General features: G+C 63.4%; 19 protein-coding genes. 9 read left to right on the top strand and 10 right to left on the bottom strand.

The genetic code is table 11. The features are described from left to right. Positions 1-44 precede the first annotated feature (44 nt). Genes miaA through LJY18_RS02790 form a run of 5 tightly spaced genes read right to left on the bottom strand, consistent with a single transcriptional unit; the run spans position 45 to position 6,331 of the window. Positions 45-1,019 (bottom strand): tRNA (adenosine(37)-N6)-dimethylallyltransferase MiaA, encoded by a 975-nt coding sequence (gene miaA, locus LJY18_RS02770; protein ID WP_238040231.1) that lies wholly within the window; start codon positions 1,017-1,019, stop codon positions 45-47. 48 nt (positions 1,020-1,067) lie between these two features. Continuing rightward, positions 1,068-2,939, bottom strand: coding sequence for a DNA mismatch repair endonuclease MutL (gene mutL / locus LJY18_RS02775; RefSeq protein WP_238040232.1), 1,872 nt, complete (start codon positions 2,937-2,939; stop codon positions 1,068-1,070). Beyond that, positions 2,936-4,366, bottom strand: a complete 1,431-nt coding sequence (locus LJY18_RS02780; protein WP_238040237.1) for an N-acetylmuramoyl-L-alanine amidase — start codon at positions 4,364-4,366, stop codon at positions 2,936-2,938. Before LJY18_RS02780 ends, mutL begins: the two co-directional genes overlap by 4 nt. A gap of 10 nt (positions 4,367-4,376) precedes the next feature. Further along, a complete protein-coding gene (gene tsaE, locus LJY18_RS02785) occupies positions 4,377-4,844 on the bottom strand; it encodes a tRNA (adenosine(37)-N6)-threonylcarbamoyltransferase complex ATPase subunit type 1 TsaE (RefSeq protein WP_238040242.1) in 468 nt (155 codons plus the stop codon). After that, on the bottom strand, positions 4,832-6,331 hold the full coding sequence (locus LJY18_RS02790) for an NAD(P)H-hydrate dehydratase (RefSeq protein ID WP_238040244.1): 1,500 nt from the start codon (positions 6,329-6,331) through the stop codon (positions 4,832-4,834). Before LJY18_RS02790 ends, tsaE begins: the two co-directional genes overlap by 13 nt. Before the next feature lie 59 nt (positions 6,332-6,390). Here LJY18_RS02790 and queG point away from each other — a divergent pair, with 59 nt between their 5' ends. Next, the gene (queG, locus tag LJY18_RS02795) at positions 6,391-7,464 is read left to right on the top strand and encodes a tRNA epoxyqueuosine(34) reductase QueG (RefSeq protein ID WP_238040246.1); all 1,074 of its coding nucleotides are present in this window, start codon (positions 6,391-6,393) and stop codon (positions 7,462-7,464) included. Between the two features lie 9 nt (positions 7,465-7,473). Here queG and orn read toward each other — a convergent pair whose 3' ends face one another. Together orn and LJY18_RS02805 are read right to left on the bottom strand one after the other, a co-directional pair. Next, positions 7,474-8,016, bottom strand: a complete 543-nt coding sequence (gene orn, locus LJY18_RS02800) for an oligoribonuclease (RefSeq protein WP_238040247.1) — start codon at positions 8,014-8,016, stop codon at positions 7,474-7,476. A gap of 79 nt (positions 8,017-8,095) precedes the next feature. Beyond that, positions 8,096-8,902, bottom strand: coding sequence for a class I SAM-dependent methyltransferase (locus tag LJY18_RS02805; protein WP_238040249.1), 807 nt, complete (start codon positions 8,900-8,902; stop codon positions 8,096-8,098). Between the two features lie 118 nt (positions 8,903-9,020). Here LJY18_RS02805 and rsgA point away from each other — a divergent pair, with 118 nt between their 5' ends. Next, the gene (gene rsgA, locus LJY18_RS02810; protein WP_238040251.1) at positions 9,021-10,052 is read left to right on the top strand and encodes a small ribosomal subunit biogenesis GTPase RsgA; all 1,032 of its coding nucleotides are present in this window, start codon (positions 9,021-9,023) and stop codon (positions 10,050-10,052) included. 48 nt (positions 10,053-10,100) lie between these two features. Here rsgA and motB read toward each other — a convergent pair whose 3' ends face one another. Both motB and motA read right to left on the bottom strand, forming a co-directional pair. Then, complete coding sequence (gene motB / locus LJY18_RS02815; protein WP_238040252.1) at positions 10,101-11,123, bottom strand: flagellar motor protein MotB; 1,023 nt, start codon at positions 11,121-11,123, stop codon at positions 10,101-10,103. Positions 11,124-11,129: 6 nt separating this feature from the next. Continuing rightward, complete coding sequence (gene motA / locus LJY18_RS02820; RefSeq protein WP_238040254.1) at positions 11,130-11,981, bottom strand: flagellar motor stator protein MotA; 852 nt, start codon at positions 11,979-11,981, stop codon at positions 11,130-11,132. 119 nt (positions 11,982-12,100) lie between these two features. Here motA and LJY18_RS02825 point away from each other — a divergent pair, with 119 nt between their 5' ends. From LJY18_RS02825 to LJY18_RS02850, 6 genes are all read left to right on the top strand, one after another. Next, positions 12,101-13,624: an HDOD domain-containing protein gene (locus LJY18_RS02825; protein ID WP_238040255.1), complete on the top strand. Its 1,524-nt coding sequence runs from the start codon at positions 12,101-12,103 to the stop codon at positions 13,622-13,624. Positions 13,625-13,673: 49 nt separating this feature from the next. Further along, positions 13,674-14,489: a rhodanese-like domain-containing protein gene (locus tag LJY18_RS02830; RefSeq protein ID WP_238040256.1), complete on the top strand. Its 816-nt coding sequence runs from the start codon at positions 13,674-13,676 to the stop codon at positions 14,487-14,489. A gap of 49 nt (positions 14,490-14,538) precedes the next feature. Continuing rightward, positions 14,539-15,402, top strand: a complete 864-nt coding sequence (gene asd / locus LJY18_RS02835) for an archaetidylserine decarboxylase (protein ID WP_238040257.1) — start codon at positions 14,539-14,541, stop codon at positions 15,400-15,402. 208 nt (positions 15,403-15,610) lie between these two features. Further along, complete coding sequence (locus LJY18_RS02840; RefSeq protein WP_238040258.1) at positions 15,611-17,428, top strand: molecular chaperone; 1,818 nt, start codon at positions 15,611-15,613, stop codon at positions 17,426-17,428. A 63-nt stretch (positions 17,429-17,491) separates the two neighbouring features. Beyond that, on the top strand, positions 17,492-19,561 hold the full coding sequence (locus tag LJY18_RS02845) for an EAL domain-containing response regulator (protein WP_238040259.1): 2,070 nt from the start codon (positions 17,492-17,494) through the stop codon (positions 19,559-19,561). A 76-nt stretch (positions 19,562-19,637) separates the two neighbouring features. Further along, positions 19,638-19,904 carry a hypothetical protein gene (locus LJY18_RS02850; protein ID WP_238040260.1) on the top strand — a complete coding sequence of 89 codons (267 nt, stop codon included), beginning with the start codon at positions 19,638-19,640 and terminating at the stop codon, positions 19,902-19,904. 3 nt (positions 19,905-19,907) lie between these two features. Here LJY18_RS02850 and serB read toward each other — a convergent pair whose 3' ends face one another. Next, the gene (serB, locus tag LJY18_RS02855) at positions 19,908-21,122 is read right to left on the bottom strand and encodes a phosphoserine phosphatase SerB (RefSeq protein ID WP_238040261.1); all 1,215 of its coding nucleotides are present in this window, start codon (positions 21,120-21,122) and stop codon (positions 19,908-19,910) included. Between the two features lie 165 nt (positions 21,123-21,287). Between serB and LJY18_RS02860 the strand changes: the two genes are divergently transcribed. After that, complete coding sequence (locus LJY18_RS02860; RefSeq protein WP_238040266.1) at positions 21,288-22,793, top strand: histidine kinase; 1,506 nt, start codon at positions 21,288-21,290, stop codon at positions 22,791-22,793. Positions 22,794-22,861: the final 68 nt, after the last annotated feature.

Consider the following 22,861-nt stretch of genomic DNA (forward strand, 5'->3'; position numbering starts at 1 on the left):
TCAGGCCGTAATACCCCCAAGGATAGACGGCCCAAGACAAGGTCTCAGGTCAATATGGAGGCCGCCGCCAGGTATTTCAAGGCGCGCGGCAAATTGTCACAAGCCAGACTGTCCAGCCAGTGCAAATCGGCCCAACTGCGCAACCAGGTAAACTGTCTCTTGGCCAGCTGACGCGTGGCGATGATGCCGCGTTCGCGCATCTGCGCCTCGCTCAGATTACCTTCCAGAAAATCCCACACCTGGCGATAACCCACCGCTCGTATAGACGGCAATCCCGGGTGCAGGTCACTTCTCTGACGCAGGCGTTCGACCTCGCCGACAAAGCCCTGTTCCAACATCAACTGAAATCGTTGCGCAATTCGCGCATGCAACATCTGGCGCTGCGCCGGAGCGATAGCCAAGTGCGCAACAGTATAGGGGAATTGTCCCGCACCTGAGGCGCCCAAGACATGATTTTGCTCAGCCTGGCGCTGGCGATGTGCGGTCATGCTCAAACCGCTGACGCGGTGCACTTCCAGCGCCCGAACCAGCCGCTGCGGGTCATTGGGATGGATACGCGCTGCGGACTCCGGATCGACCGCTTGCAGCTCGCGATGCAGGGCATCCCAGCCTTCGACCTGGGCACGCGCTTCCAGCTCGGCACGCACCTGCGGGTCGGCGCCTGGCATATCGGCCAACCCTTCGAGCAACGCCTTGTAATACAGCATGGTGCCGCCGACCAGCAGCGGGATGCGCCCACGCGCGCTGATCTCGGCCATAGCCGCCAGGGCGTCGGCACGAAATTCAGCCGCCGAGTAGCTTTCGGCCGGGTCGCGGATGTCGATCAGACGATGCGGGAACTCGGCAAGTATGGCTTTGTCGGGCTTGGCGGTACCGATGTCCATGCCGCGATAGATCAAGGCCGAATCGACACTGATCAGCTCGCACGGCAGTACCCGCGCCAGCTCGAGGGCCAGATCGGTCTTGCCGGCGGCGGTAGGCCCCATCAGGAAAATTGCCGGAGGCAGGCGTTCGGACATCGTCAATGCATCTCGGTATGGCGCGAGCGCCAATCGCCCGCTGCCCGGTCAGCGACCACGCAGGAACAGCTTATCCAGCTCGTCCATGCCCAACTGCGTCCAGGTTGGTCGACCATGGTTGCATTGGCCACTGCGCTCGGTCTGCTCCATGTCGCGTAGCAGTGCATTCATTTCCGGCAGACTCAGGCGTCGATTGGCGCGCACCGCGCCGTGACAGGCCATGGTACCAAGCAGCTCGTTGAGGTGTGCCTGAATCCGGTCACTGGTGCCGTACTCGAGCAGATCGGACAACACATCCGCCACCAATCGATTGGCCTCGGCCTGCTTGAGCAGCGCGGGAATCTGGCGGATAGCCAGACTTTCCGGCCCCAGACGCTGCAATTCGAAGCCCAGACGCTGGAACCAGGCCGCATGCTCCTCGGCGCAGTCCGCCTCGCGCTGGCTGACGGCAAGGGATTCGGGCACCAGCAATGGCTGCCCGCGCAAGCCTTCGCTGGCCATGGCGACCTTCAACCGTTCATAGGTAATCCGCTCGTGCGCCGCATGCATGTCGACCAGCACCAGACCCTGCACGTTCTCGGCGAGGATATACACCCCCTTGAGCTGGGCAATGGCATACCCGAGCGGCGGCACATCGCCCGACGCCTCGGGCAGGCTTGCCGACGCCACGCTCAGCGGCGCGAAATACTCGCGGTAGGCCCCTTGCGCCTCGGCAGCCGGCACTCCGACCTGCGGTCGCTGCCCCTGATAGCCAGCCCCCGGCGAGCGCCAGATCGTCCCGCTCGGCGCCGGCTCGAGCAAACTGGCCGCCAGGCCGATCTCGCCCTGGGCACCAAATTCGCCGGCCGCCTGCCCAACCGGGGCCAGCATGCCGCTCACCGCTGCCGGTGCCGCCAGCTGGTCTTCCGGACGCACATCGCCTAAAGCGCGATGCAGGGTGCCGTAAAGAAAATCATGGACCATGCGCCCGTCGCGAAAGCGCACTTCGTGCTTGGTCGGGTGGACGTTGACATCGACCACCGAGGGGTCGATCTCCAGGAACAGCACAAAGGTCGGATGACGGCCATTGAACAGCACGTCGCGATAGGCCTGGCGCACCGCATGGGCAACCAGCTTGTCACGCACCGTGCGCCCGTTGACGTAGAAATATTGCAGGTCCGCCTGGCTGCGCGAGAAGGTCGGCAAGCCGACCCAGCCCCACAGGCGCAAGCCATTGCGCTCGACCTCGATGGGCAGCGCCTGCTCGAGAAAGGCCGCACCACAGACTGACGCCACCCGTCGCGCACGACTGACATCGTCATGCGCCTCGTGCAACCCCAGCAGGGTCTTGCCGTTATGGCGCAAATGGAAAGCCACATCGAAACGCGCCAGTGCCAGGCGTTTGATGACTTCCTGCAGGTGATCGAATTCGGTCTTCTCGGTCTTGAGAAACTTGCGCCGCGCCGGGGTATTGAAGAACAGGTCGCGCACCTCCACCGAGGTGCCAACCGGATGCGCGGCCGGTTGCACGCGCGGCTGCATGTCGCGGCCTTCGGTTTCCACCTGCCAGGCCTGCTCGGCGTCAGCCGTGCGCGACGTCAGGGTCAGGCGGGCGACCGAGCTGATCGAAGCCAGCGCCTCGCCACGAAAGCCCAGGCTCATCACCTGCTCGAGGTCTTCAAGCTCTCGGATCTTGCTGGTGGCATGCCGGGCCAACGCCAACGGCAGATCGTCCGGAGCGATGCCACCCCCGTCGTCTCGCACCCTCAGCAGTTTGACCCCACCCTGTTCGACATCCACGTCGATGCGGCGGGCGCCGGAGTCCAGGCTGTTCTCGAGCAGTTCCTTGATCACCGAAGCGGGCCGTTCGACCACCTCGCCGGCGGCGATCTGGTTGGCCAGTCGCGGACTCAGCAACTGGATACGCGCGTCGTTACTCATGGTTGAGCCGCCAGCGCGGTGCTCGGAATCTGCAGGGTCTGGCCGACCTTGATCACGTCGGAGCGCAGCGAGTTGGCACTGCGCAGGGCGCCAAGGCTGACCTGATAACGCAGCGCAATCAACGCCAGGCTCTCACCGGAGCTGACCACGTGCTCGCGCGGCCCCTGGGCGATCTTGCCGTTATCGCGCTGCCAGGCGACGTAGCTGCCGGGCGGCGGGTTCTGCTGAAAGAACTGCCGCACGCCGGTCACGATAGAGCGTGCCAGCGCCTGCTGGTGGCCGACACTGGCCAGCTTGCGACCCTCACTTGGATTGGATATGAAGCCGGTTTCGACCAGGATCGAGGGCATATCCGGCGACTTGAGTACCATGAAGCCCGCCTGCTCGACCCGACGCTTATGCAGTGGGGTGATCCGCCCCATATTGTTCAGGACCTTATTGCCGACATTCAGGCTGGACGACAGCGAGGCGGTCATCGACAGATCCAGCAATACCCCGGCCAGCATGCGGTCCTTATCGTCCAGGCTGACATTGCCGGCGCCGCCGATCAGGTCCGACTGGTTCTCCGAGTCGGCCAGCCAGCGCGCCGTCTCCGAGGTGGCGCCGCGATCCGACAGGGCATACACCGACGCGCCAAAGGCCGCCGCCCGCGGCGCCGCATCGGCATGAATCGAAACGAACAGATCGGCACCCTTCTTGCGCGCGATGTCGGTGCGCTTGCGCAGTGGGATGAAGTAGTCGCCGGTGCGCACCAACTCACCGCGATAGCCTTTCTCGGCATTGACCTGGCGCATCAACTCCTTGGCAATTGCTAGGGTCACGTGCTTCTCGAACAGGCCCTTGACCGGTGACAGCGCGCCTGGATCTTCGCCACCGTGACCGGCATCAATGGCGATGACGATATCGCGCTTGCCACTGGGCAGCGGGGTCCACTTGGGCGGCGCCTGGGTCGGCGTTACCGGTAACGGCGGCGCACTGGCAACCTGCGTGACGGGCAGGCTGGGGGCCGCACCCGACTCCTGATCGAACAGATCAACCACCAGGCGATGGCCGTATTGCTGGTTGGGCGCCAGGACAAAACTCTTCGGCGTGACCTGCGCCGACAAATCGATCACCACGCGCAGATCTTCAGGCGTGCGTTGCGCCGAACGCACGCTGGTAATGGGGGTATTACTCAACGCCAGGTTATCGAAGCCAGTCACCAGCCTGGCACCGCTGACATCGATGACGATGCGATTCGGTGCCGTGAGGGTAAAGACACTGTGCTGCACCGGACCGGACAAGTCGAACACCAGCCGCGTGTTGTCCGGTGCACGCCACAGCCTTACGCTGCGCACATCCGAAGCGGCAAAAACCTCGACAGCCAGCGCCGCCAGCACCACTCCAACCGCGATGAAACGCGCGCCTATGCGCATACCCGACCCCATTTTGTTTTGATCATGCTCCGGAGGCCAAAGCGGCACACCAGGTTTTGCCAGGTTCGCCCTGCGCCTGCAGATGCAGGGAACGGCCAGTAGCTTGCGCGGTAATGGTAATGTCCATGTCGGCCTTTGGCAAAACGCCTGCGCCGCGTTCTGGCCACTCGATCAGGCACAAGGCATCACCCTCGAAGTAGTCGCGTATCCCCAGGTACTCCAGTTCCTCCGGGTCGACCAGGCGATACAGGTCGAAATGAAACACGCGCACCGCATCGATTTCGTAAGGCTCGACCAGGGTAAAGGTCGGACTCTTCACCGCCCCAACATGGCCCAGACCGCGAATGATCCCGCGCGACAGGGTGGTTTTACCAGCACCCAGATCGCCATGCAGATAGATCACCCCACGTCCGCCAGTCACCCGAGCGATCCGCGCCCCCACGTTCAACATCGCCGCTTCATCGGCGGCATACAACTCTAGTTCGGCCAAGCTGACTGCTCCTGCAACAATTGACGAATGGCGGCGCACAGGTCGCTCGCCGCCAACCCATTGCCCTGCTCGGCCAGACGCTCACCCGCACCTGCATGCAGCCAAACGGCCAGACTGGCCGCCGCCAGCACCGGCAGGCCCTGCGCCAGCAACGCACCAATCAGGCCCGCCAGAACATCGCCCAGGCCGGCGCCGGCCATTGCCGGATGGCCGCGATCACAGAGCAATAGCTGCCCGGCTGGGTCAGCCAGCAGAGTGCCCGCCCCCTTGAGCACACACACCGCCCCATAGCGCTGGGCCAGGGCCAGCGCAGCTGCCGGACGATTAGCCTGCACGGCGGCGCTACTGATACCCAGCAAGCGCGCGGCTTCGCCTGGATGCGGGGTGATTACACCACCTGCCGGCATCTTGACCACACCTGCGGCCATCAGGTTCAGGGCATCGGCATCCCACACCTGTGGCGCGCCGGTGATGGCCGCCAGCGACAACAGGCTGCGACCCCAGGCACCCTGCCCTAGGCCCGGCCCGACCACCCAGACACTGGCCGCTGCGCCCTGCGACCGTAACTGATTGGCCGAGGCCACGGCAAAGCCCATCACCTCGGGGATGCGCGCCTGCGCCGCGGCCAGATGTTCGCATCGGGTGGCCAGGGACACCATCCCGGCGCCAGCGCGCAATGCACTTTGCGCGGCGAGCAAGGCCGCGCCGGCAAAGCCGTGGTCACCGCCGACCACCAGCACATGGCCCAGCTGCCCCTTGTGCACGCTGCGCGGGCGCGGCGGCAAGCACGGTACATTCGCCCCAGCCAGGCGTTGCGCCACGCACGCCTGCCGAGCGACCAGCGCCGGATCGGCCTGCAGGTCATCAAATACCAGTTCGCCCACCCAATCGGGCGCCTCCCCGGTGAATAGCCCCAACTTCAGACCGATCAGGGTCACTGTCAGCTGCGCACGCACCGCCACGCCCAGCACCTGACCGCTGTCGGCACACAAGCCCGAGGGAATATCCACCGCCAGTACCGGCAGGCCACTGGCATTGAGCAGGCGGATCGCCTGGGCATAGGGTTCGCGCACCGCGCCGCTCAGACCGGTGCCGAGCAGCGCATCGAGCACAATGCCACTCAGCGCGGCGCACTCGCTCCAGGGTTGAACAATCACGCCTGCGGCCTGCGCCTCATCGCGCGCCTGCGCCGCAGCGCCTTGCAGCTGCAGCGGATCGCCCACGGCCAGCAGCTGCACCTGCCAGCCGGCACGCAGCGCCAGGGCCGCCACCAGGTAGCCGTCGCCGGCATTGTTGCCACGCCCAGCCAGCACCGTCAGCGCCCCGGCGTCCGGCCAACGGCGGCGCAGCGCCCGCCAGATAGCATGGGCGGCGCGGCTCATCAGCTCGAAGCCCGGGGTCCCGGCGGCGATCAGGCGCGCATCCAGCTCACGTACCTGGGCGGCGCTATATAGGGCAAGGGGAAGATTGTCTGGCGATTGCGGCATGCGTCGGCTCCGATGTCTGGCAGAATTATACTCACCTCCGCCCCGGTTACCCGCCCCATATGACAACTGCCGCACTCGACCTCGCCGCCCTCGCCCAATCGATCAAGGAGTGGGGCCGCGAGCTGGGCTTCCAACAGGTCGGCATCGCCGGGCTGGAGCTGGGTGAGCACGAGGCGCACCTGCAACGCTGGCTCGACGCCGGCTACCAGGGCGAGATGGACTATATGGCCGCCCACGGCAGCAAACGCTCACACCCTGACGAGCTGGTGCCTGGGACCTTGCGGGTGGTTTCGTTGCGCATGGATTACCTGCCCGGCGACACGCAGATGGCCCAGCGCCTGGGCGAGCCGGAGAAAGCCTATGTCTCGCGCTACGCCCTGGGTCGCGATTACCACAAGCTGATCCGCAAGCGTCTGCAGCACCTGGCCGAGCGCATCCAGCAACAGGTCGGCCCGTTCGGTTACCGCGCCTTCGTCGACAGTGCACCGGTACTGGAGAAAGCCATCGCAGAACAGGCCGGACTCGGCTGGATCGGCAAGAACACCCTAGTACTCAACCGCAGCGCCGGCAGCTACTTCTTCCTTGGCGAGCTGTTCGTCGACCTACCCCTGCCGGTCGACGCGCCGCACGCTACAGAACATTGCGGGCGCTGCAGCGCGTGCCTGGACATCTGCCCGACCGGGGCGTTTGTCGGCCCTTACGCGCTGGATGCACGGCGCTGTATTTCCTACTTGACCATCGAACTGAAAGGCTCGATCCCCGTGGAACTGCGCGCACCGATCGGCAACCGCGTGTTCGGATGCGACGACTGCCAGCTGGTCTGCCCGTGGAACCGCTTTGCCCGCCCCACCGAGCAGGGCGACTTCCAGCCGCGTCATCAACTGGACAACGCCGAGTTGGCTGCCCTGTTTCGCTGGAGCGAAGAAGAATTTCTCAGCCGCACCGAAGGCTCACCGTTACGCCGTGCCGGCTACGAGCGCTGGCTGCGCAACCTGGCGGTAGGCCTGGGCAATGCGCCCTCGAGCATCCCGGTGCTCGAGGCGCTGCAGGCCCGCCGCGAACACCCCTCGCCACTGGTGCGCGAGCATGTCGAGTGGGCGCTGGCACGCCACGCCGAGCGGGACGCACCCTGAAGCCAAGACTCAAGCCTTGATGAAGTGCTCGCGGTAGTACTTGAGCTCGGCAATGGACTCGCGAATATCGTCAAGCGCCTGGTGGCTGGCCTTCTTCTGGAACCCCTCCTTGAGTTTCGGCGCCCAGCGCTCGGCGAGTATCTTGAGGGTCGAGACATCCAGATAGCGGTAGTGAAAATAAGCTTCCAGATCCGGCATGTAACGATAGAGAAAACGTCGATCCTGACCGATGCTGTTACCGCAGATCGGCGACTGGCCCTTGGCCACCCACTGCTCGAGAAAGGCAATGGTCTGCGCCTCGGCCTCGGCCTGGCTGATCCTACTCTCGCGCACACGCTTGACCAGGCCGCTTTCGCCATGGGTGCGGGTGTTCCATTCATCCATGCCGGCTAGTGCCTCGTCACTCTGATGCACCGCAATCACCGGGCCTTCGGCCAGGATATTGAGGTCGCTATCGGTAATGATCGTGGCCATTTCAATGATCACGTCCTTTTCTGGATCGAGTCCGGTCATTTCCAGGTCGATCCAGATCAGATTCTGCGGGTTCTGCATGCTGTACTCCTCGGCTGATACCGGCAGTTTAGCGAATAAACAAGCATGCAAGCCTGCCGACTTGCCCTGGCACCCCCAGTCAGCCCCGACCAACGCCCGGCATCCGCCATAACAGCAGGCGCGAGTCGCGCCAGTCATGCAGCTCGACTTGCTGATCGGCCGGCACCCCGGGCACCTCGAAGCTGTTGCTCACCAGCCAGGCACCGCCGGTCATTTGTGCCACGGCCCTGGCCCAGAGCGCCGCCATCGGCGCGGGCGAGAGAAAGCAATAGACCACATCGAATTCCGCCAGCCCGGTCCGCCAGAGATTCTCGTAGCGAATCCGGCAGTTGTGCTGCGGCAATGCGCGCAGCCAGGCAATGGCAAACGGCAAGGGCGCGGTCTCCACTCCGACAAACTGCGCCTGGGGAAAGCGCCGCGCCAGCCAAAGCAAGGCTCCCGCCGGGCCGCAACCGAGATCGACGAAGCGGAAACTGGCTGGTTGCCGAACAAGCAACTCGGCCAGCTGCTGGCGACTGCGCGCCCCGGTCAGATACAGCGGCACCCGCTCGCCGACACTGTTCCAGTTGCCCAGCAATAGCAGCAGAAAGCCGGCAAGAAACACCCAGGACGGCAACGCCGCACCGCTGACCAGCAGCAACGCCGGGACAAACGCCAGGTTCAGCCACCACCACCAAGACGACAAACCGAACCCGCGACCGACACTCGCCGCCAACAAACCCAGGATCAAACCAGCGGCCAGGCCGCTGGGGCGCCAGCTCGAGTACTGCTGCGCCAGAACGATCACCCCGCCCACCACCAGCGCCGCGACCAGCTGCGCCAGCAACGCCAGCAGGGCCGGATAGCGGCCGGCCACTCGCCCCATCATCCGTACACGCGCAACCATTTCTCGCCCCTGCCTGCCTATCGTCACTGCACCGCAGTCTAACCCGCAGCGCGAGTCTGCCTGTACCACGTGCTAGACTCGCTGACGGATTTCACCGCAAGTCAACCTCGGAACTTTCATGGCCAAACGCCAACTCAACCGCCGGCAAAGCTGGCGCATCGACAAAATTCAGGGCGAGCGAGCCGCCCGCGCGGCCAAGCGCGAGTCGCAGGCCGTGCAAACCCTGGAGGGTGGCGACCTCGGGCCGGAACAGCTGGGCCTGGTCATCGCCCACTTTGGCGTACAGGTCGAAGTCGAAGCCACAGACGGCGAACTGGCCGGCCAGGTGTTTCGCTGTCACCTGCGCGCCAACCTACCAGCCATGGTCACCGGCGATCGAGTGGTCTGGCGTGCCGGCAATCAGGGCATCGGCGTCATCGTTGCGCAACTGCCACGCAAAACCGAACTGTGCCGCCCGGACACGCGCGGCCAGCTGAAGCCGGTGGCGGCCAACGTCGACCTGATCGTGATCGTCTTCGCGCCACTGCCCGAACCCCACGCCAACCTGATCGATCGCTACCTGGTGGCCGCCGAACATGCCGGCATTCGCCCCTTGCTGCTGCTGAACAAGGCCGACCTGATCGACGAGCAGAACGCCATTGCACTGAACGTCCTGCTCGGCGTGTATCGCCAGCTCGGCTACCCAGTACTGGAAGTTTCGGCCCATCAGGGCGACGGCATGGAACAGCTCAAGCAGCAGCTCGACGGCCATGTCAGCGTCTTCGTCGGCCAGTCCGGGGTTGGCAAGTCATCGCTGGTCAACAGCCTGCTGCCAGGGGTGGACACCCGGGTCGGACCGCTGTCGGAACTGACCGGCAAGGGCACCCACACCACCACCACTGCCCGCTTGTTCCACTTCCCCGGCGGCGGTGAGCTGGTCGACTCGCCCGGTATTCGCGAATTCGGCCTGGTGCATGTCAGCCGCGCGGATGTCGAAGCAGGGTTCATCGAGTTCAACGAACTGATCGGCCAGTGCCGCTTTCGCGACTGCAAACATGACCGCGAGCCTGGCTGCGCCCTGCTCAAGGCGCTGGAAGACGGTCGCATCCAGCCCCAACGGATGGCCAGCTACCGGCATATCCTGGCCAGCCTGCCCGAAGCCGATTACTGATACGACCAGGCCGCGATCATTCGCGGCCTGAAGCGTTCCAGCAGCGAATCATTCGCTCGGCTGATCTAACTGCAACACCCCGTCTTCGAAAATATTCAAGCGCTCACGCAACTCATCCGGGCCAGCCGGATCCGGCATGAGCGGCGGCACATCAGGCACCACGGCGCCGCCAGGCACTTCAGGCGCTGCATCGACGGCGCCATCCTGCTCGCCTTCAATCTCGCGCTGGGCCTTTTTCGTCAACACGACGATATCGATACGCCGATTGACCGGATTCAATGGATCGTCTCGATCGTACAACGCCGACGACGCGTAACCCACTACCCGGGCCACCTGCGCCTCGTCGTAACCGCCCGCGATCAAGGCGCGTCGAGCGGCATTGGCCCGATTCGCGGAGAGTTCCCAATTGCCGAACTCGCCATAACCCGCAAACGGCTTGGCATCGGTATGGCCGCTGATGCTGATTTTGTTCGGTACCGCCTTGATGGTGTCGGCCAGGGCCAGCAGGATGTCCTCGAATTGCGGCTGCAGGCGCGCACTGCCGCTATCGAACATCGGCCGGTTCTCGGCGTCCATGATCTGGATGCGCAAGCCATCCTGGGTGATCTCGAACAGGATCTGATCCTTGAAGCGCTGCAACTGCGGATTTTCCTCGACCTTGCTCTGCAACTCCTGCAGCAGCAACTCGAGACGCTCATGCTCCAGCTCCTCGGCCTTGGCGTCGGCCTCATCAGGGGCAGGGGCTGGCTGGGCCGGCTCGATCTCGCGCTCTTCGCCTTCGGTCTGGTCATCGATCGGCTGGTTGAGGGTGCGATCCGGTGCCGGCGTGGGCGAGCCACCGAGGTCGATGACAAAGGGGCTAGCGCTTTCAGAGAAACCGATCGGATCCTTGAAATAACCGGAAATCAGCTTCTTCTGCTCAGGCGTAGCCACGGACATCAGCCACATCACCAGAAAGAACGCCATCATCGCCGTGGCGAAGTCGGCAAAGGCGATTTTCCAGGCCCCGCCATGGTGGCCAGCGGCAACCTTCTTGACCCGCTTGACGATGATCGGCTGATTGTTGTCCATTTTCCGTTAGTTTCCGCGCATCGCCTGCTCGAGTTCGGAAAAACTCGGGCGATGGGCCGGATAGAGCACCTTGCGCGAGAACTCGACGGCCAGCGAGGGCGGCATGCCGGACGCCGAAGCGACCAGGCCGGCCTTGATCGCCTCGAATACGTTGATCTCTTCCTTGGCGTCATGCTCCAGCGCCGCGGCTAGCGGACCGAAAAAACCATAGGAGGCGAGAATGCCGAGGAAGGTGCCGACCAGCGCCGTGCCCACCTTCTGGCCGATCTGCGCATTGTCGGCTTCGGCGAGGACCGACATGGTGATCACGATCCCCAGCACCGCGGCGACGATACCCATGGCCGGCATGGCATCGGCGACCTTGGCCACGGCATGAGAGGGGTGCTCGAGTTCTTCCTTGAGGCTGGCGATCTCCATATCGAACAAGCCTTCCAGCTCATGCGGCGCCATATTGCCGGAGGACATGATGCGCAGGTAATCGCAGATATAGGCCGTTATCCGCTCGTCTTTGAGGATGCTCGGATACTTGCTGAAAATCGGACTGGCCGAAGGTTCCTCGATGTCGGCCTCGATGGCCATCATGCCTTCGCGGCGGCTCTTGTTGAGGATTTCGTAGACCAGCTTCAGCACGTCCAGGTAATAGCCGTGACTGAAGCGCGAGCTGAACATACTCAAGGACTTCTTGAACACGCGCATGAACATGCTGCCCGGATTGGCCTGCAGAAAAGCCCCCAGTGCGGCGCCGCCAATAATCAATACTTCAAACGGATGCACCAACGCCATGAACTGGCCGCCGGACAGAATAAATCCGCCGAGCACGCTAGCAATTACAACGATGATGCCAATGATTTTTGCCATAAAGAGGAAACTTGCGAGAGCCTGTGGTGTGGGTTATGCAAAACAACCCTTCTATTTATCGGAACTAATGCGCGAGACTATAGCCAGTCAAGTCTAAAAGCCAGCATGGCTAAGCACAGATGCCCACCTCAAAACCCCAACCGCGTACCCTTGAAGACTGGCTCGATCGGCTGGACAAGCAATTGTTGCCGGTGCCTGTTGAACACCACCTGAATGCCTGTCGCGCCCTGTCCGACAGCTGTCGTTCGCTGCGTGACATAGCAGAATTGATGCAGGCCAGCCCAGCCCTGGCATTATGCGTTCTACGCGAGGCCAATCGACAAGCCGGCAGTTTCAGCGCCCCTGCCGAAAGCCTGGAAAGCGCTCTCAGTCGACTCGGATTGCAGCGCACCCTTGAGCTGGTGAAACGCCAACCCGCCCGCCCTCTCGACGAAATCCCACTGGCACTGCGGCAGATCCAGCTAATCAGCCAGCACGCGGCGCAGCAGGCCAGCGGCTTGTTCAGTGGGCGCCTGGCGCGCCTGTGGCAGGAGATCCACTGGGGCAGCCTGTTGTTTCTCGCGCCGATCTGGTCGTTGCTGGCGGCCCATCCCGAGCTGTTCGAGCAATGGGAACAACGCGTACTGGCCCACGCCGAGCCGGCGGCCAAGGTCGAGCAGGATCTTCTCGGCGTCCCCCTGCTCGCTCTGTGCCTGGCATTGGCCAAGCGCTGGCGCCTGCCCGACTGGGTGATTCAAGGCTACCGCCTGCTGGTGGAAGATCGCCGCCAACTGGTCAAGGCCCTGCACATCGCGCGCGACAATCAGCACCCCCTGCATCAGCAGCACATGCTCGATGCCGATACACCTCTGCGGCGCTGGCTGACCCAGCCAGCCAACAGCATCCTGCTGGCCAACGGCCTGGCGCTGTCCGCCCACCAGGCGTGGAGCAGCCCGCACAGCCTACGCTGGCAGCTCCTGAGCGGACTCTACCTGCAGCTACCGTTGAGCGATGTGCAGCAACTCATCCACCAGCACGCAGCGCAGAGTGCGCGCCAGCAGGCCACGGCAGAGCTCTGGCATCCCGCCCAAGCCCTACTCTGGCCCTGGGATGCCCGGCGCTTGCATGGCAAAATCAGCGCCCCAGCGGCGACGACACCCCCTGCAGACAACGGATGGCGCCAGCATTGCGCGCAATTGCTTGCGCAGCCGAGTGCGTTCAACAGCCTCGACCAGCTCACCGCCGGCGCCACTCAAGCCCTGCAGGCCTGCGGAATGTCGCGGGTACTAGTGCTCCTGGCCGACCGCAGCCACAGCCGCCTGCGAGCGCAGCAACAGACCGGCCTGGACAAGTCGGCCAGCACCCTCGCCATCGACCCACAGCAGAGCCAAGTACTGCGGCGCCTGCTCAAGGCACCGGCACAGCTGCGCCTGACGCCGGCCAATATTGCGCAATTCTCGGCCCTGCTGCCAGGCTCGCTGAAGGCACTATTTCCCAGCGAGCACCTGCTGATTCGCTCACTGGCCAGCAACGACCGTGTGGTAATGGTCATCGTCGCCGACCAATCCGGCGCCGCACTGAGCGATAGCAGCGTGCAAGCCGCTGGTAAAACCGCGCAATGTATTCAACGGGCCCTGGACAGTTTTGCCAAACGTGAGCGTTGAGCTTTCCGTTACAATCCGCCCCTTCCCCCATGAAATGTAGAGGCCCAGCATGACTGCCTTCGCTGCGTTGCCGTTGGTAATTGAACCGGCCGAACTGGCCGAGCGCCTGGATGCGCCCGAACTGATTCTGGTCGACCTGACCAGCGCGGCGCGCTATGCCGCCGGCCATATACCCGGCGCGCGCTTCGTCGACCCCAAACGCACCCAACTGGGACAGCCGCCGGCTCCCGGCCTGCTTCCTGAGCTCGCGCAACTCGAACAGCTATTCGCCGAACTGGGTCATAACCCGGGCGCCGTCTATGTGGTCTATGACGATGAAGGCGGCGGCTGGGCCGGGCGCTTCATCTGGCTGCTGGATGTGATCGGCCACAGCCATTACCACTACCTCGACGGCGGCCTGCAGGCCTGGCTGGCCGAGGAACGCCCGCTGAGCAGCGAGCAACCCGCCGCATGCGCCGGCCCGCTCAAGCTGACGCTCAATGACAGCCCGACCGCCAGCCGCGACTACCTGCAAAGCCGCCTCGGCGCCGCTGACCTGGCGATCTGGGATGCCCGCTCCCCCGCCGAGTACCGCGGTGAAAAAGCCTTTGCCGCCAAGGCCGGGCACATTCCTGGCGCAGTCAACTTCGAGTGGACGGCCGGCATGGATCCCGCCCGCGCCTTGCGCATTCGCCAGGACATGCCCGCGTTACTCGCCAGCCTCGGCATCAGCCCGGACAAGGAAATCATCACCCACTGCCAGACCCACCACCGCTCCGGCTTCACCTACCTGGTGGCCAAGGCGCTCGGCTATCCGCGGGTCAAGGCCTACGCCGGTTCCTGGGGCGAGTGGGGTAACCACCCCGATACCCCCGTCGAACGCTGAGCCAGCGAGTCGCTACCATCCGATGCCGTCGAACCTTCAAGGGACACCCATGAAACAACGCCTGTTCATCCTCAGCCAGTACCTGCTGCCGCACCACCTGCTGTCGCGCCTGATCGGCTGCGCAGCCGAATGCCGCACGGACTGGTTCAAGAACCGCCTGATCACCTGGTTCGTCAAGCGCTACCAGGTCGACATGAGCGAGGCACAGGTCGAAGACGCGACCGCCTTCGAGCACTTCAACGCATTCTTCACCCGCGCCCTGAAAGAGGGTGTGCGCCCACTCGACGCCACCCCTGGCGCGATCCTCAGCCCGGCCGACGGCGCCGTCAGCCAGCTGGGCAAGATCGAGCATGGCCGGGTATTCCAGGCCAAGGGCCACAGTTTCAGCGTGCTTGAATTGCTTGGTGGCGACAGCGAACTCGCCAGCCCGTTCATGGGCGGAGAATTCGCGACCATTTACCTGTCCCCCAAGGACTACCACCGCGTGCACATGCCGCTGACCGGCACCCTGCGGGAAATGGTCTACGTGCCCGGCCGCCTGTTCTCGGTCAACCAGACCACCGCGGAAAATGTGCCGGAGCTGTTCGCCCGCAACGAGCGGGTCGTCTGCCTGTTCGACACTGAGCGCGGCCCCATGGCCGTGGTACTGGTCGGCGCGATGATAGTCGCTTCGATCGAAACCGTCTGGGCCGGTCTGGTCACGCCACCCAAGCGCCACCTGAAAACCGTCCGCTATGACGAGGCGGCGCGAGCGCCTATTGTCCTGGACCAGGGTGCGGAATTGGGTCGCTTCAAACTGGGCTCGACGGCTGTCGTATTGTTCGGCCCCGACCAGGTGCGCTGGGCAGAAGCACTGGGCGCCAACAGCAGCGTGCAGATGGGCCAACGCATCGGCAATAGCCAGGCCGACTGATCCGGACCTTGCCCGATCACGGGCAAGGCGCGGCCGGTTGGGAGCCGATAAATGCCGCTACCCGCCAGCTGGGCGAGCAGCGGCACGCCACTCAAGCAACCCTGCCGTTGCGAGGCTGCGGTCACAGCCAGATACTGCTAATGTTCGCAACATTGATCATCAAGAGAATGACTCGCCTGAGCTCAGGGCGTTGGAGTATCCAAGCTAGATGGATAAACAGACTTCCCACCTACTGCTCCGCGTTCCCATACCGCAAAAGCCAAGCCTGTCTTTCTGCGATGCCAGCCCGCGCGACCTCAAGCGCTGGATCGCCAACCTGCCAAAAGCCAATATCGGCGAAACCGCGCGCCAGCTATACCAGGCCCTGGTCGAGCTCAACCAGATGCGCACCGCCTCGGATAATCGCTTGCAGCTCCTGGAGCTACTGCGCCCGGAGGTTCACTTCGTCTGCAAACACCTGGAGCGCCATTTCCTCAACCAGGCGATTGTCCTCGATGAACGGCCACGCAAAGTCGCCAACCTCTGCCAGGCCCTGCAAAACCATCTGGCCGTCGGTTACAAACTGATCATCGCCAGCCTGGCTTCGCAAAACGCCAGCGAACGCAACCAGCTGCTGAGCATCGCCCTGCAGCGCGCCACCCACAGCCTCTGCGGCCCATTGATTCGCGCCAGCCAATTGTATTGCCCCGTGCCTGAAGGGCTCTGGCTGGAGTTGCACCAGATCTACCAGATCGCCCGTGAGCGGCGCCTGCACAAACTGGCGATCCGCGATCCACTGGCCCGCCACACGCAAGGTTTGAGCACCGAGCAGAGCTATGTGGTCGCCTTGCTGCTCGGCTGCGCCCGCTGTAACCAGATGCGGCAGAACGGCATTGCACGCCTCGCCGAAGTCCTCGAGCCTTGGAGCGCGCTGGTCAGCCTGCAAGCCGGCGATGCACCCTCGAGCCTGTTTGCGGTGGCCCCTCAAGTGGATGGCCCGCCGCGCTATAGCTCGCTGTTTCAGGATAAAGAACTGCATGCCGCGCTCGGCATCGACCCACACCCCCTGGTCGATGCAATCGAGGAGTACCTGCTGCTGCCTGCGGAAAGCGCTGGTCAGTCGCGCCTGCTGGTACCCGAAGGGTTCAGCCTGGATATGCTGCAACACCTGAGCGCCGCCTGGGGCGACATCTCCGAGCGGACCTTCAATCGCACTCATGGCCAGGGCAGCCTGACCCTGTGCATTGGCATGAGCGCGCTGCATTTCTTCCTGGCGAATGAGCGCCCTTTCAACGAGATCCTGCAACAGCCGAGCGAAACCAAAACGGCGGTATTCGACCCTGCCACTGGCGCAACGGCTGGCGCTCCGGATGTTTGGGCGAAAGCCTTTGATACAGAGAAGAATGCCCACTGGAACACTCGATTGCCCATGGAGGAAATCGAGTACGGCAAACCCACTCACCCAGAAACCCACACCGAGTCCGCCGAGGTAGAGAGCTACCCGACCTTCGTCCTGCCGATCGTCAACCACAGCCCGGGCGGCTACTGCCTGTCCTGGCCCAAAGAGGTGCCGAGCCAGCTGCAAGCCGGTGAACTGCTCGGCGTGCAGGATTCGCCAGAACAGGGTTGGAGCATCGCGGTGGTGCGCTGGATCCGTCAGGTACGCGGTGGCGGCACGCAGATGGGCATCGAACTGATTGCCCCGCATGCACAGCCTTGCGGCTTGCAATTATTGCGCAAGGCCGAACACAACAGCCTGTACCTGCGCACGCTGCTACTGCCGGCAATCAGCGCGATCTCCCGACCGGCAACCCTGATCACCCCACGCCTGCCCTTCCAGGAAGGCAACAAGGTGATGATCAACCTCAATGGCACCGAACGTCGCGCCGTGCTCAGCCAGCGAAAAACCAGCACCGGCAGTTTCAATCAGTTCGAATACCGCAATGTCGAGCAGCTCCCAAGCGATACCGCTAAACCCGTCACAACCCATGGCAGCCGCGACGCAGGGGGGGAGGAAGACTTTGACTCACTATGGAAGTCGCTGTAGATTGCCGGCACATCAATATTTGTCACCTTTTCATGCCCGTTCGCCACATATTTGACTCCTGATATGGCCATCGAAAAAAAAACCATTCGACTGCTGATTCTCGAGGACTCGCAGAACGAGGCCGAGCGTCTCGTCAGCCTGTTCCGCAACGCCGGCCGCGCTACGCGCGTGCATCGCCTGACCTCCAGCGATGACTTGGCCGAGACCCTGCAGCAGAGCTGGGATCTGTTGATCTGTGCGCCCAGTAGCGAACACCTCGATCCGGGCGAAGCGATCAACGCCATTCGCCGCCAGGCCAAAGATATTCCCGTCATCCAGCTGCTTGCCGACAACGACTCCGACAGCATCACCCAAGCCCTGACGCTGGGCGCCCAGGATGCGCTGCCGCAAGGCGAAGACGAGCGCCTGGTGCTGGTGGCCAAGCGCGAACTGGCCAACCTCGAAGAACGCCGTGCCCGGCGCGCCGCCGAAGTGGCCCTGCGCGAGGCGGAGAAACGCTGCCAGTTGCTGCTCGACAGCTCGGTCGATGCCATTGCCTACGTGCATGACGGCATGCATATCTATGCCAACCGCGCTTACCTCGAGCTTTTCGCTTATCAGGATGGCGATGAGCTGGAAGGCATGCCAATGATCGACCTGATTGCCAGTGCCGAGCAAAGCAACTTCAAGGATTTCCTGAAGAACTACCAGAGCGCCGAAGGCGACGCCGAGCTGGCCTGTACCGGCGTGCAGGCCAGCGGCCAGTCCTTCCCGGTGCGCATGAGTTTCTCGCCAGCCACCTACGACAGCGAACCCTGCATTCAGGTGGTCATCCAGGTAGAAAGCGGCAACGCCGAGCTGGAAGAAAAGCTCCGCGAAATCAGCAGCCAGGATCTGGTCACCGGCCTGTACAACCGCAACCATTTCCTCGGCCTGATGGATAGCGCCGCCGAACGTGCGGTGAATGCCGGCCAGCCGGCCAGCCTGGCCTATATCCGCATCGACCGTTATGCCAGCCTGCTGGCAGAAGTTGGTCTGGCGGGCATCGACTTGCTGCTCACCGACCTGGCCAATCTGCTGCGCGATCACTTTACCCAGGAAGCGCAACTGGCGCGCTTTGGTGATGACGTATTCACTGTCCTGCAGCCCGGCAAGACCCCGGAGCAAGCCGAGGCCGGCTTGGCGAGCCTGCTGAAAAAGGTCGAAAGCACTCTGTTCGATGTCAACGGCCGCACGGCACAGAGCACCCTGTCGATTGGCGTCGCCGGTCTCAACGAAAAAACCCCGAAAGCCCAGCAAGTGGTCGACCGCGCCCAGCGCTGCGCCGACGAACTGGAATCGGGTAACGCACTCAAGCTGTTCAACCCTGGCGATGAACTGGCCGCGGCGGCCAGCCGCGGCAACATAGTCGCCATGGTCCAGCAGGCATTGGAGCACAACAGCTTCCGCCTGCTGTTCCAGCCGATCATCAGCCTGCGCGGCGACAGCCATGAATACTATGAAGTCTTGCTGCGCCTGCTTAGCCCACAAGGCGAAGAGGTGCCGCCGCATGAGTTTCTCAACGCCGCGAAACAGGCTGGCCTGGGCGAGAAAATCGACCGCTGGGTGATTCTCAACTCGATCAAGTTGCTCGCCGACCACCGCAACAAGGGCCACAACACCCACCTGTTCGTCCACCTGTCGAGCGCCAGCCTGCAGGATCAGACCCTGCTGGCGTGGCTCAGCGTGGCCCTGAAGGCCGCACGCCTGCCCTCGGATGCACTGGTCTTCCAGCTCCGCGAACCGGATGCCATCGCCTACCTCAAGCAGGCCAAGGCACTGACCCTAGGCTTGAACGAACTGCACTGCAAGGTGGCGCTCAGCCAGTTCGGCTGCGCGATCAACCCCTTCAACACCCTCAAGCACCTGCACATCGACTTCGTCAAGATCGACGGCTCCTTCTCCCAGGACCTGTCCACCCCAGAAAGCCAGGAAGCGCTGAAAACCCTGCTGGCCAGCCTGCACGCCCAAGCCAAGCTGACCATAGTGCCCTTTATCGAGAGCGCCAGTGTGCTGGCCACGCTCTGGCAGGCCGGGGTCAATTACATTCAGGGTTACTACCTGCAAGGCCCCAGCCAGTCGATGGACTACGACTTCTCGGCGGGCGACGAGTAAGCCGCTCGCGGCCGCCAGGCAACTTGATGCCGCGAGCCCGAGTGTTTCGATGCCTTAGCTGCCTGGCAGAATCCTGGTGAGCATGATCGAAGCCGAAGTACTGGTCGCGCCCGGCCTGCAAGACCAGTCCATTGCCGCAACCGGCCTCAGCAGGACTATCTGCGGCACCGATGCGCGCGTCCTCATGAGCGAGTACCCGACATCGGCCACCACAGCGGATCATGGCCGGCGCAGCGAAGATCAAGGTCGACGGCAACGCGAGGCACTCAATGACCTGGGCGTGACCTACGAGCTGTTCGCCAACCAGTGCGACGAGGCACTCAAGGTGGCGATCAAGCCGTAGACACTACTCCAGACCATCGCGATCGCGGAAGCCGAGCAGATAGAGGATGCCATCCAGGCCCAGGGTCGAGATGGCCTGCTTGGCCGACTGCTTGACCAGCGGCTTGGCCCGAAAGGCCACGCCCAGGCCGGCGATGGCCAGCATCGGCAGGTCGTTGGCGCCATCACCGACGGCGATGGTCTGCTCCAGGCGCAACCCCTGTTTATCCGCCAGCTCGCGCAGCAGGTCGGCCTTGCGCTGGGCATCGACGATCGGCTCGACCGCCACGCCAGTGACCAGGCCATCGACGATCTGCAGCTCGTTGGCGAACACGTAGTCGATGCCCAGCTTGGCCTGCAACTGCTTGGCGAAGTAGCTGAAGCCGCCGGACAGGATCGCAGTCTTGTAGCCCAGGCGGTGCAACTCGCCGAACAGCGTCTCGGCCCCTTCGGTCAGGCGCAAGGAGGCGCCGATATCGGCCAGCACGGTTTCCGGCAAGCCCTTGAGCAGGGCCAGGCGCTCCCTGAAGCTGGCGGCAAAGTCCAACTCGCCACGCATCGCCCGCTCGGTAATCGCCGACACCTGCTCGCCGACCCCGGCGGCCTTGGCCAACTCGTCTATCACCTCGGCTTCGATCAGCGTCGAGTCCATGTCGAATACCGCCAGCCGGCGATTACGGCGGAACAGCGAATCGCGCTGGAAGGCGATGTCGACATTCAATTCCTGGGCCACGCTGAGGAACTCGGCGCGCAGCCCCGCCGGGTCGGCCGGGTCGCCACGTACGGAAAACTCGATGCAGCCCTTGCCCTGCTCGTCCGGCATATCCAGCGGCATGCGCCCGGACAGACGATCGATATGGTCGATGTTCAAGTCGTACTTGGCGGTAATGGCGCTGACCCGCTGCAATTGCTCGGCGGTGACCTTGCGGGTCAACAGGGTGACAATATGCCGCGGCTTGCCCTGACCACCGACCCACTGCTGGTAATCAGCCTCGGACACTGGCGTGAAGCGCACCTGTTGCTCGAGCTTGTAGGCGGCGAACAGCAGGTCCTTGAGTACCGAGGAGCCCAGTTCCGTAGGCGGAATCTCAACCAGAATGCCGAAAGACAGGGTGTCGTGGATCACCGCCTGGCCGATATCGAGGATATTCACCCCGCCTTGGGCCAGCACACCGGTGATGGCGGCAGTCAGGCCGGGACGGTCTTCGCCGGTAATATTAATCAGGACGATTTCGCGCAAGGCGCACTCTCCAGGGCTCGGTTAATGGTCAACAGCAGAGCAAGCTTGCTGAAAAGCCGCACATTCTACCCATTTTCGTGGCCATACGGACACGCACGGCGCTTTGCCCTATGCAGAGCGATCGCTATACTGCGCGGCACCTACAGTCGATAAGAGCCGAGCTCTGTGAACCGGCCCTCCCCTGTCAAACCCGATAACTTCTTCCTGCTGCTGTTCCAGGCCCTGCGTCAACGTCGCGTGCCCCTGGCCTTGCGCATCGCCAGCCATAGCCTGCTACTCGTGGCCCTGGCGCTGGTGATCTACGCCTGGGTGATCGGCATGCAGTTCAAGTATGCAATGGAGCAGCAGGCCGAAGCCCTGGGCACCAGCCTGATCACCCAGACGGCCACTTCCGCTACCGAGCTGCTGGTGTCCAATGACATCCTCAGCCTCAGCGTGCTGCTAAATAACCTGGTGAAAAACCCACTGGTAGCTCACGCCGCGATTTACAGCGTGGATAACCGCGTGCTCGCCGAAGCGGGTTCGCGCCCAAGCAAAACCATGCTGGGCGAGACCGAGGGCCTGTACTCGACCCCGATTACCTTTCAGGAGGTGATCGCCGGCCAATTGCTCATCAGCCTGGACATGCGTCAATTCCAGCAACCGATGACCATCAGCTTGCAGAGCATGGGCATCCTCAGCCTGATTCTGCTGGCACTGGCCTTGTCCCTGAGCATGCGCCTGGGCCGCCACATTTCCACCCCGCTGCTGCAGCTGCGCATCTGGTTGCGCGACCCGGATGACCCCGCGCCCGGTGCCGGCCGCCAGGACGAAATCGGCGATCTGGCGCGGCAACTGCAAAAACGCCTGGTACCGGAAAAACCCGAGCCTGAACCAGTGGCCGAAGACCTCCACGACGACGAAGATGAGCACGACTTCGGCGATGACGATGAGCCGACCTTCGAGGTACGCGACCTCCACGACGAGCGCTTCGACGCCCCCAGTAAAGTGGACGGTGACAGCGCACTCGGCCAGCCGAAGGATGATGACCCCTTCGCCGACCTGCGTGACCACGGCGAGGAGTCGGCCGCGATTCCCACGCTGACCGCCAATGCTCCACAACAAAGCGCCGTGCTGGCCATTCAACTGGGTGCCCAGGAGCAGCTCCGACGCTTGCCACGTGCGCGCCTGCTGGATCTGCTGCAGCGCTATCGTGACTGCCTGAATCAGGCCTCGGCACTCTACCAAGGCGAATTGCACACCCTCAGCGACGGCAGCAGCCTGATGCTGTTCCATCGCCAGGACAGTGGCGAGGACTACCTGACTCATGCCATCTGCTGCGGCGAACTGATGCGCGCGCTTGGCCACGCCTTGCAAATCGAGGTTGCCGACAGCGGCATCACCCTGCAGCTGCAATTGGGCCTGACCCAGGGTGAAGACCTGCTCGACCTGAGCCAGGGCGACCTGTTGCTCAGCGAGACCGCTCAGGATGCCCTGGCCCTGTCCCAGCACAGCCGCAACCTGCTGCTGCTCGAGCGGCGCGTGGGTGATGATGCGCTGGTCCGTCAGCGCGCGCGCATACGCACTATCGCCAGCCCGGAAGGTGCCTGCTGCGTGGAGCGCCTGCTGGAACCCTACCCGTCACTGCTGGAGCGGCAACTCGCGCATATGCACGAGCACCACCAGCACTGAGTATCGCGTCCGCCTCCAGGTGTCCTCCGCTGCGACCCATCACCCCAGGCAATCCGCGCCCCGTAGCG

It is taken from the genome of Pseudomonas sp. MMS21 TM103 (assembly GCF_022132145.1).
Taxonomy (GTDB): Bacteria; Pseudomonadota; Gammaproteobacteria; order Pseudomonadales; family Pseudomonadaceae; genus Aquipseudomonas.

Coding starts and splice junctions, on each gene's coding strand:
- miaA (WP_238040231.1), bottom strand. CDS start 1,019: ATGTCCGAACGCCTGCCTCCGGCAATTTTCCTGATGGGGCCTACCGCC.
- mutL (WP_238040232.1), bottom strand. CDS start 2,939: ATGAGTAACGACGCGCGTATCCAGTTGCTGAGTCCGCGACTGGCCAAC.
- LJY18_RS02780 (WP_238040237.1), bottom strand. CDS start 4,366: ATGGGGTCGGGTATGCGCATAGGCGCGCGTTTCATCGCGGTTGGAGTG.
- LJY18_RS02790 (WP_238040244.1), bottom strand. CDS start 6,331: ATGCCGCAATCGCCAGACAATCTTCCCCTTGCCCTATATAGCGCCGCC.
- queG (WP_238040246.1), top strand. CDS start 6,391: ATGACAACTGCCGCACTCGACCTCGCCGCCCTCGCCCAATCGATCAAG.
- orn (WP_238040247.1), bottom strand. CDS start 8,016: ATGCAGAACCCGCAGAATCTGATCTGGATCGACCTGGAAATGACCGGA.
- LJY18_RS02805 (WP_238040249.1), bottom strand. CDS start 8,902: ATGGTTGCGCGTGTACGGATGATGGGGCGAGTGGCCGGCCGCTATCCG.
- rsgA (WP_238040251.1), top strand. CDS start 9,021: ATGGCCAAACGCCAACTCAACCGCCGGCAAAGCTGGCGCATCGACAAA.
- motB (WP_238040252.1), bottom strand. CDS start 11,123: ATGGACAACAATCAGCCGATCATCGTCAAGCGGGTCAAGAAGGTTGCC.
- motA (WP_238040254.1), bottom strand. CDS start 11,981: ATGGCAAAAATCATTGGCATCATCGTTGTAATTGCTAGCGTGCTCGGC.
- LJY18_RS02825 (WP_238040255.1), top strand. CDS start 12,101: ATGCCCACCTCAAAACCCCAACCGCGTACCCTTGAAGACTGGCTCGAT.
- LJY18_RS02830 (WP_238040256.1), top strand. CDS start 13,674: ATGACTGCCTTCGCTGCGTTGCCGTTGGTAATTGAACCGGCCGAACTG.
- asd (WP_238040257.1), top strand. CDS start 14,539: ATGAAACAACGCCTGTTCATCCTCAGCCAGTACCTGCTGCCGCACCAC.
- LJY18_RS02840 (WP_238040258.1), top strand. CDS start 15,611: ATGGATAAACAGACTTCCCACCTACTGCTCCGCGTTCCCATACCGCAA.
- LJY18_RS02845 (WP_238040259.1), top strand. CDS start 17,492: ATGGCCATCGAAAAAAAAACCATTCGACTGCTGATTCTCGAGGACTCG.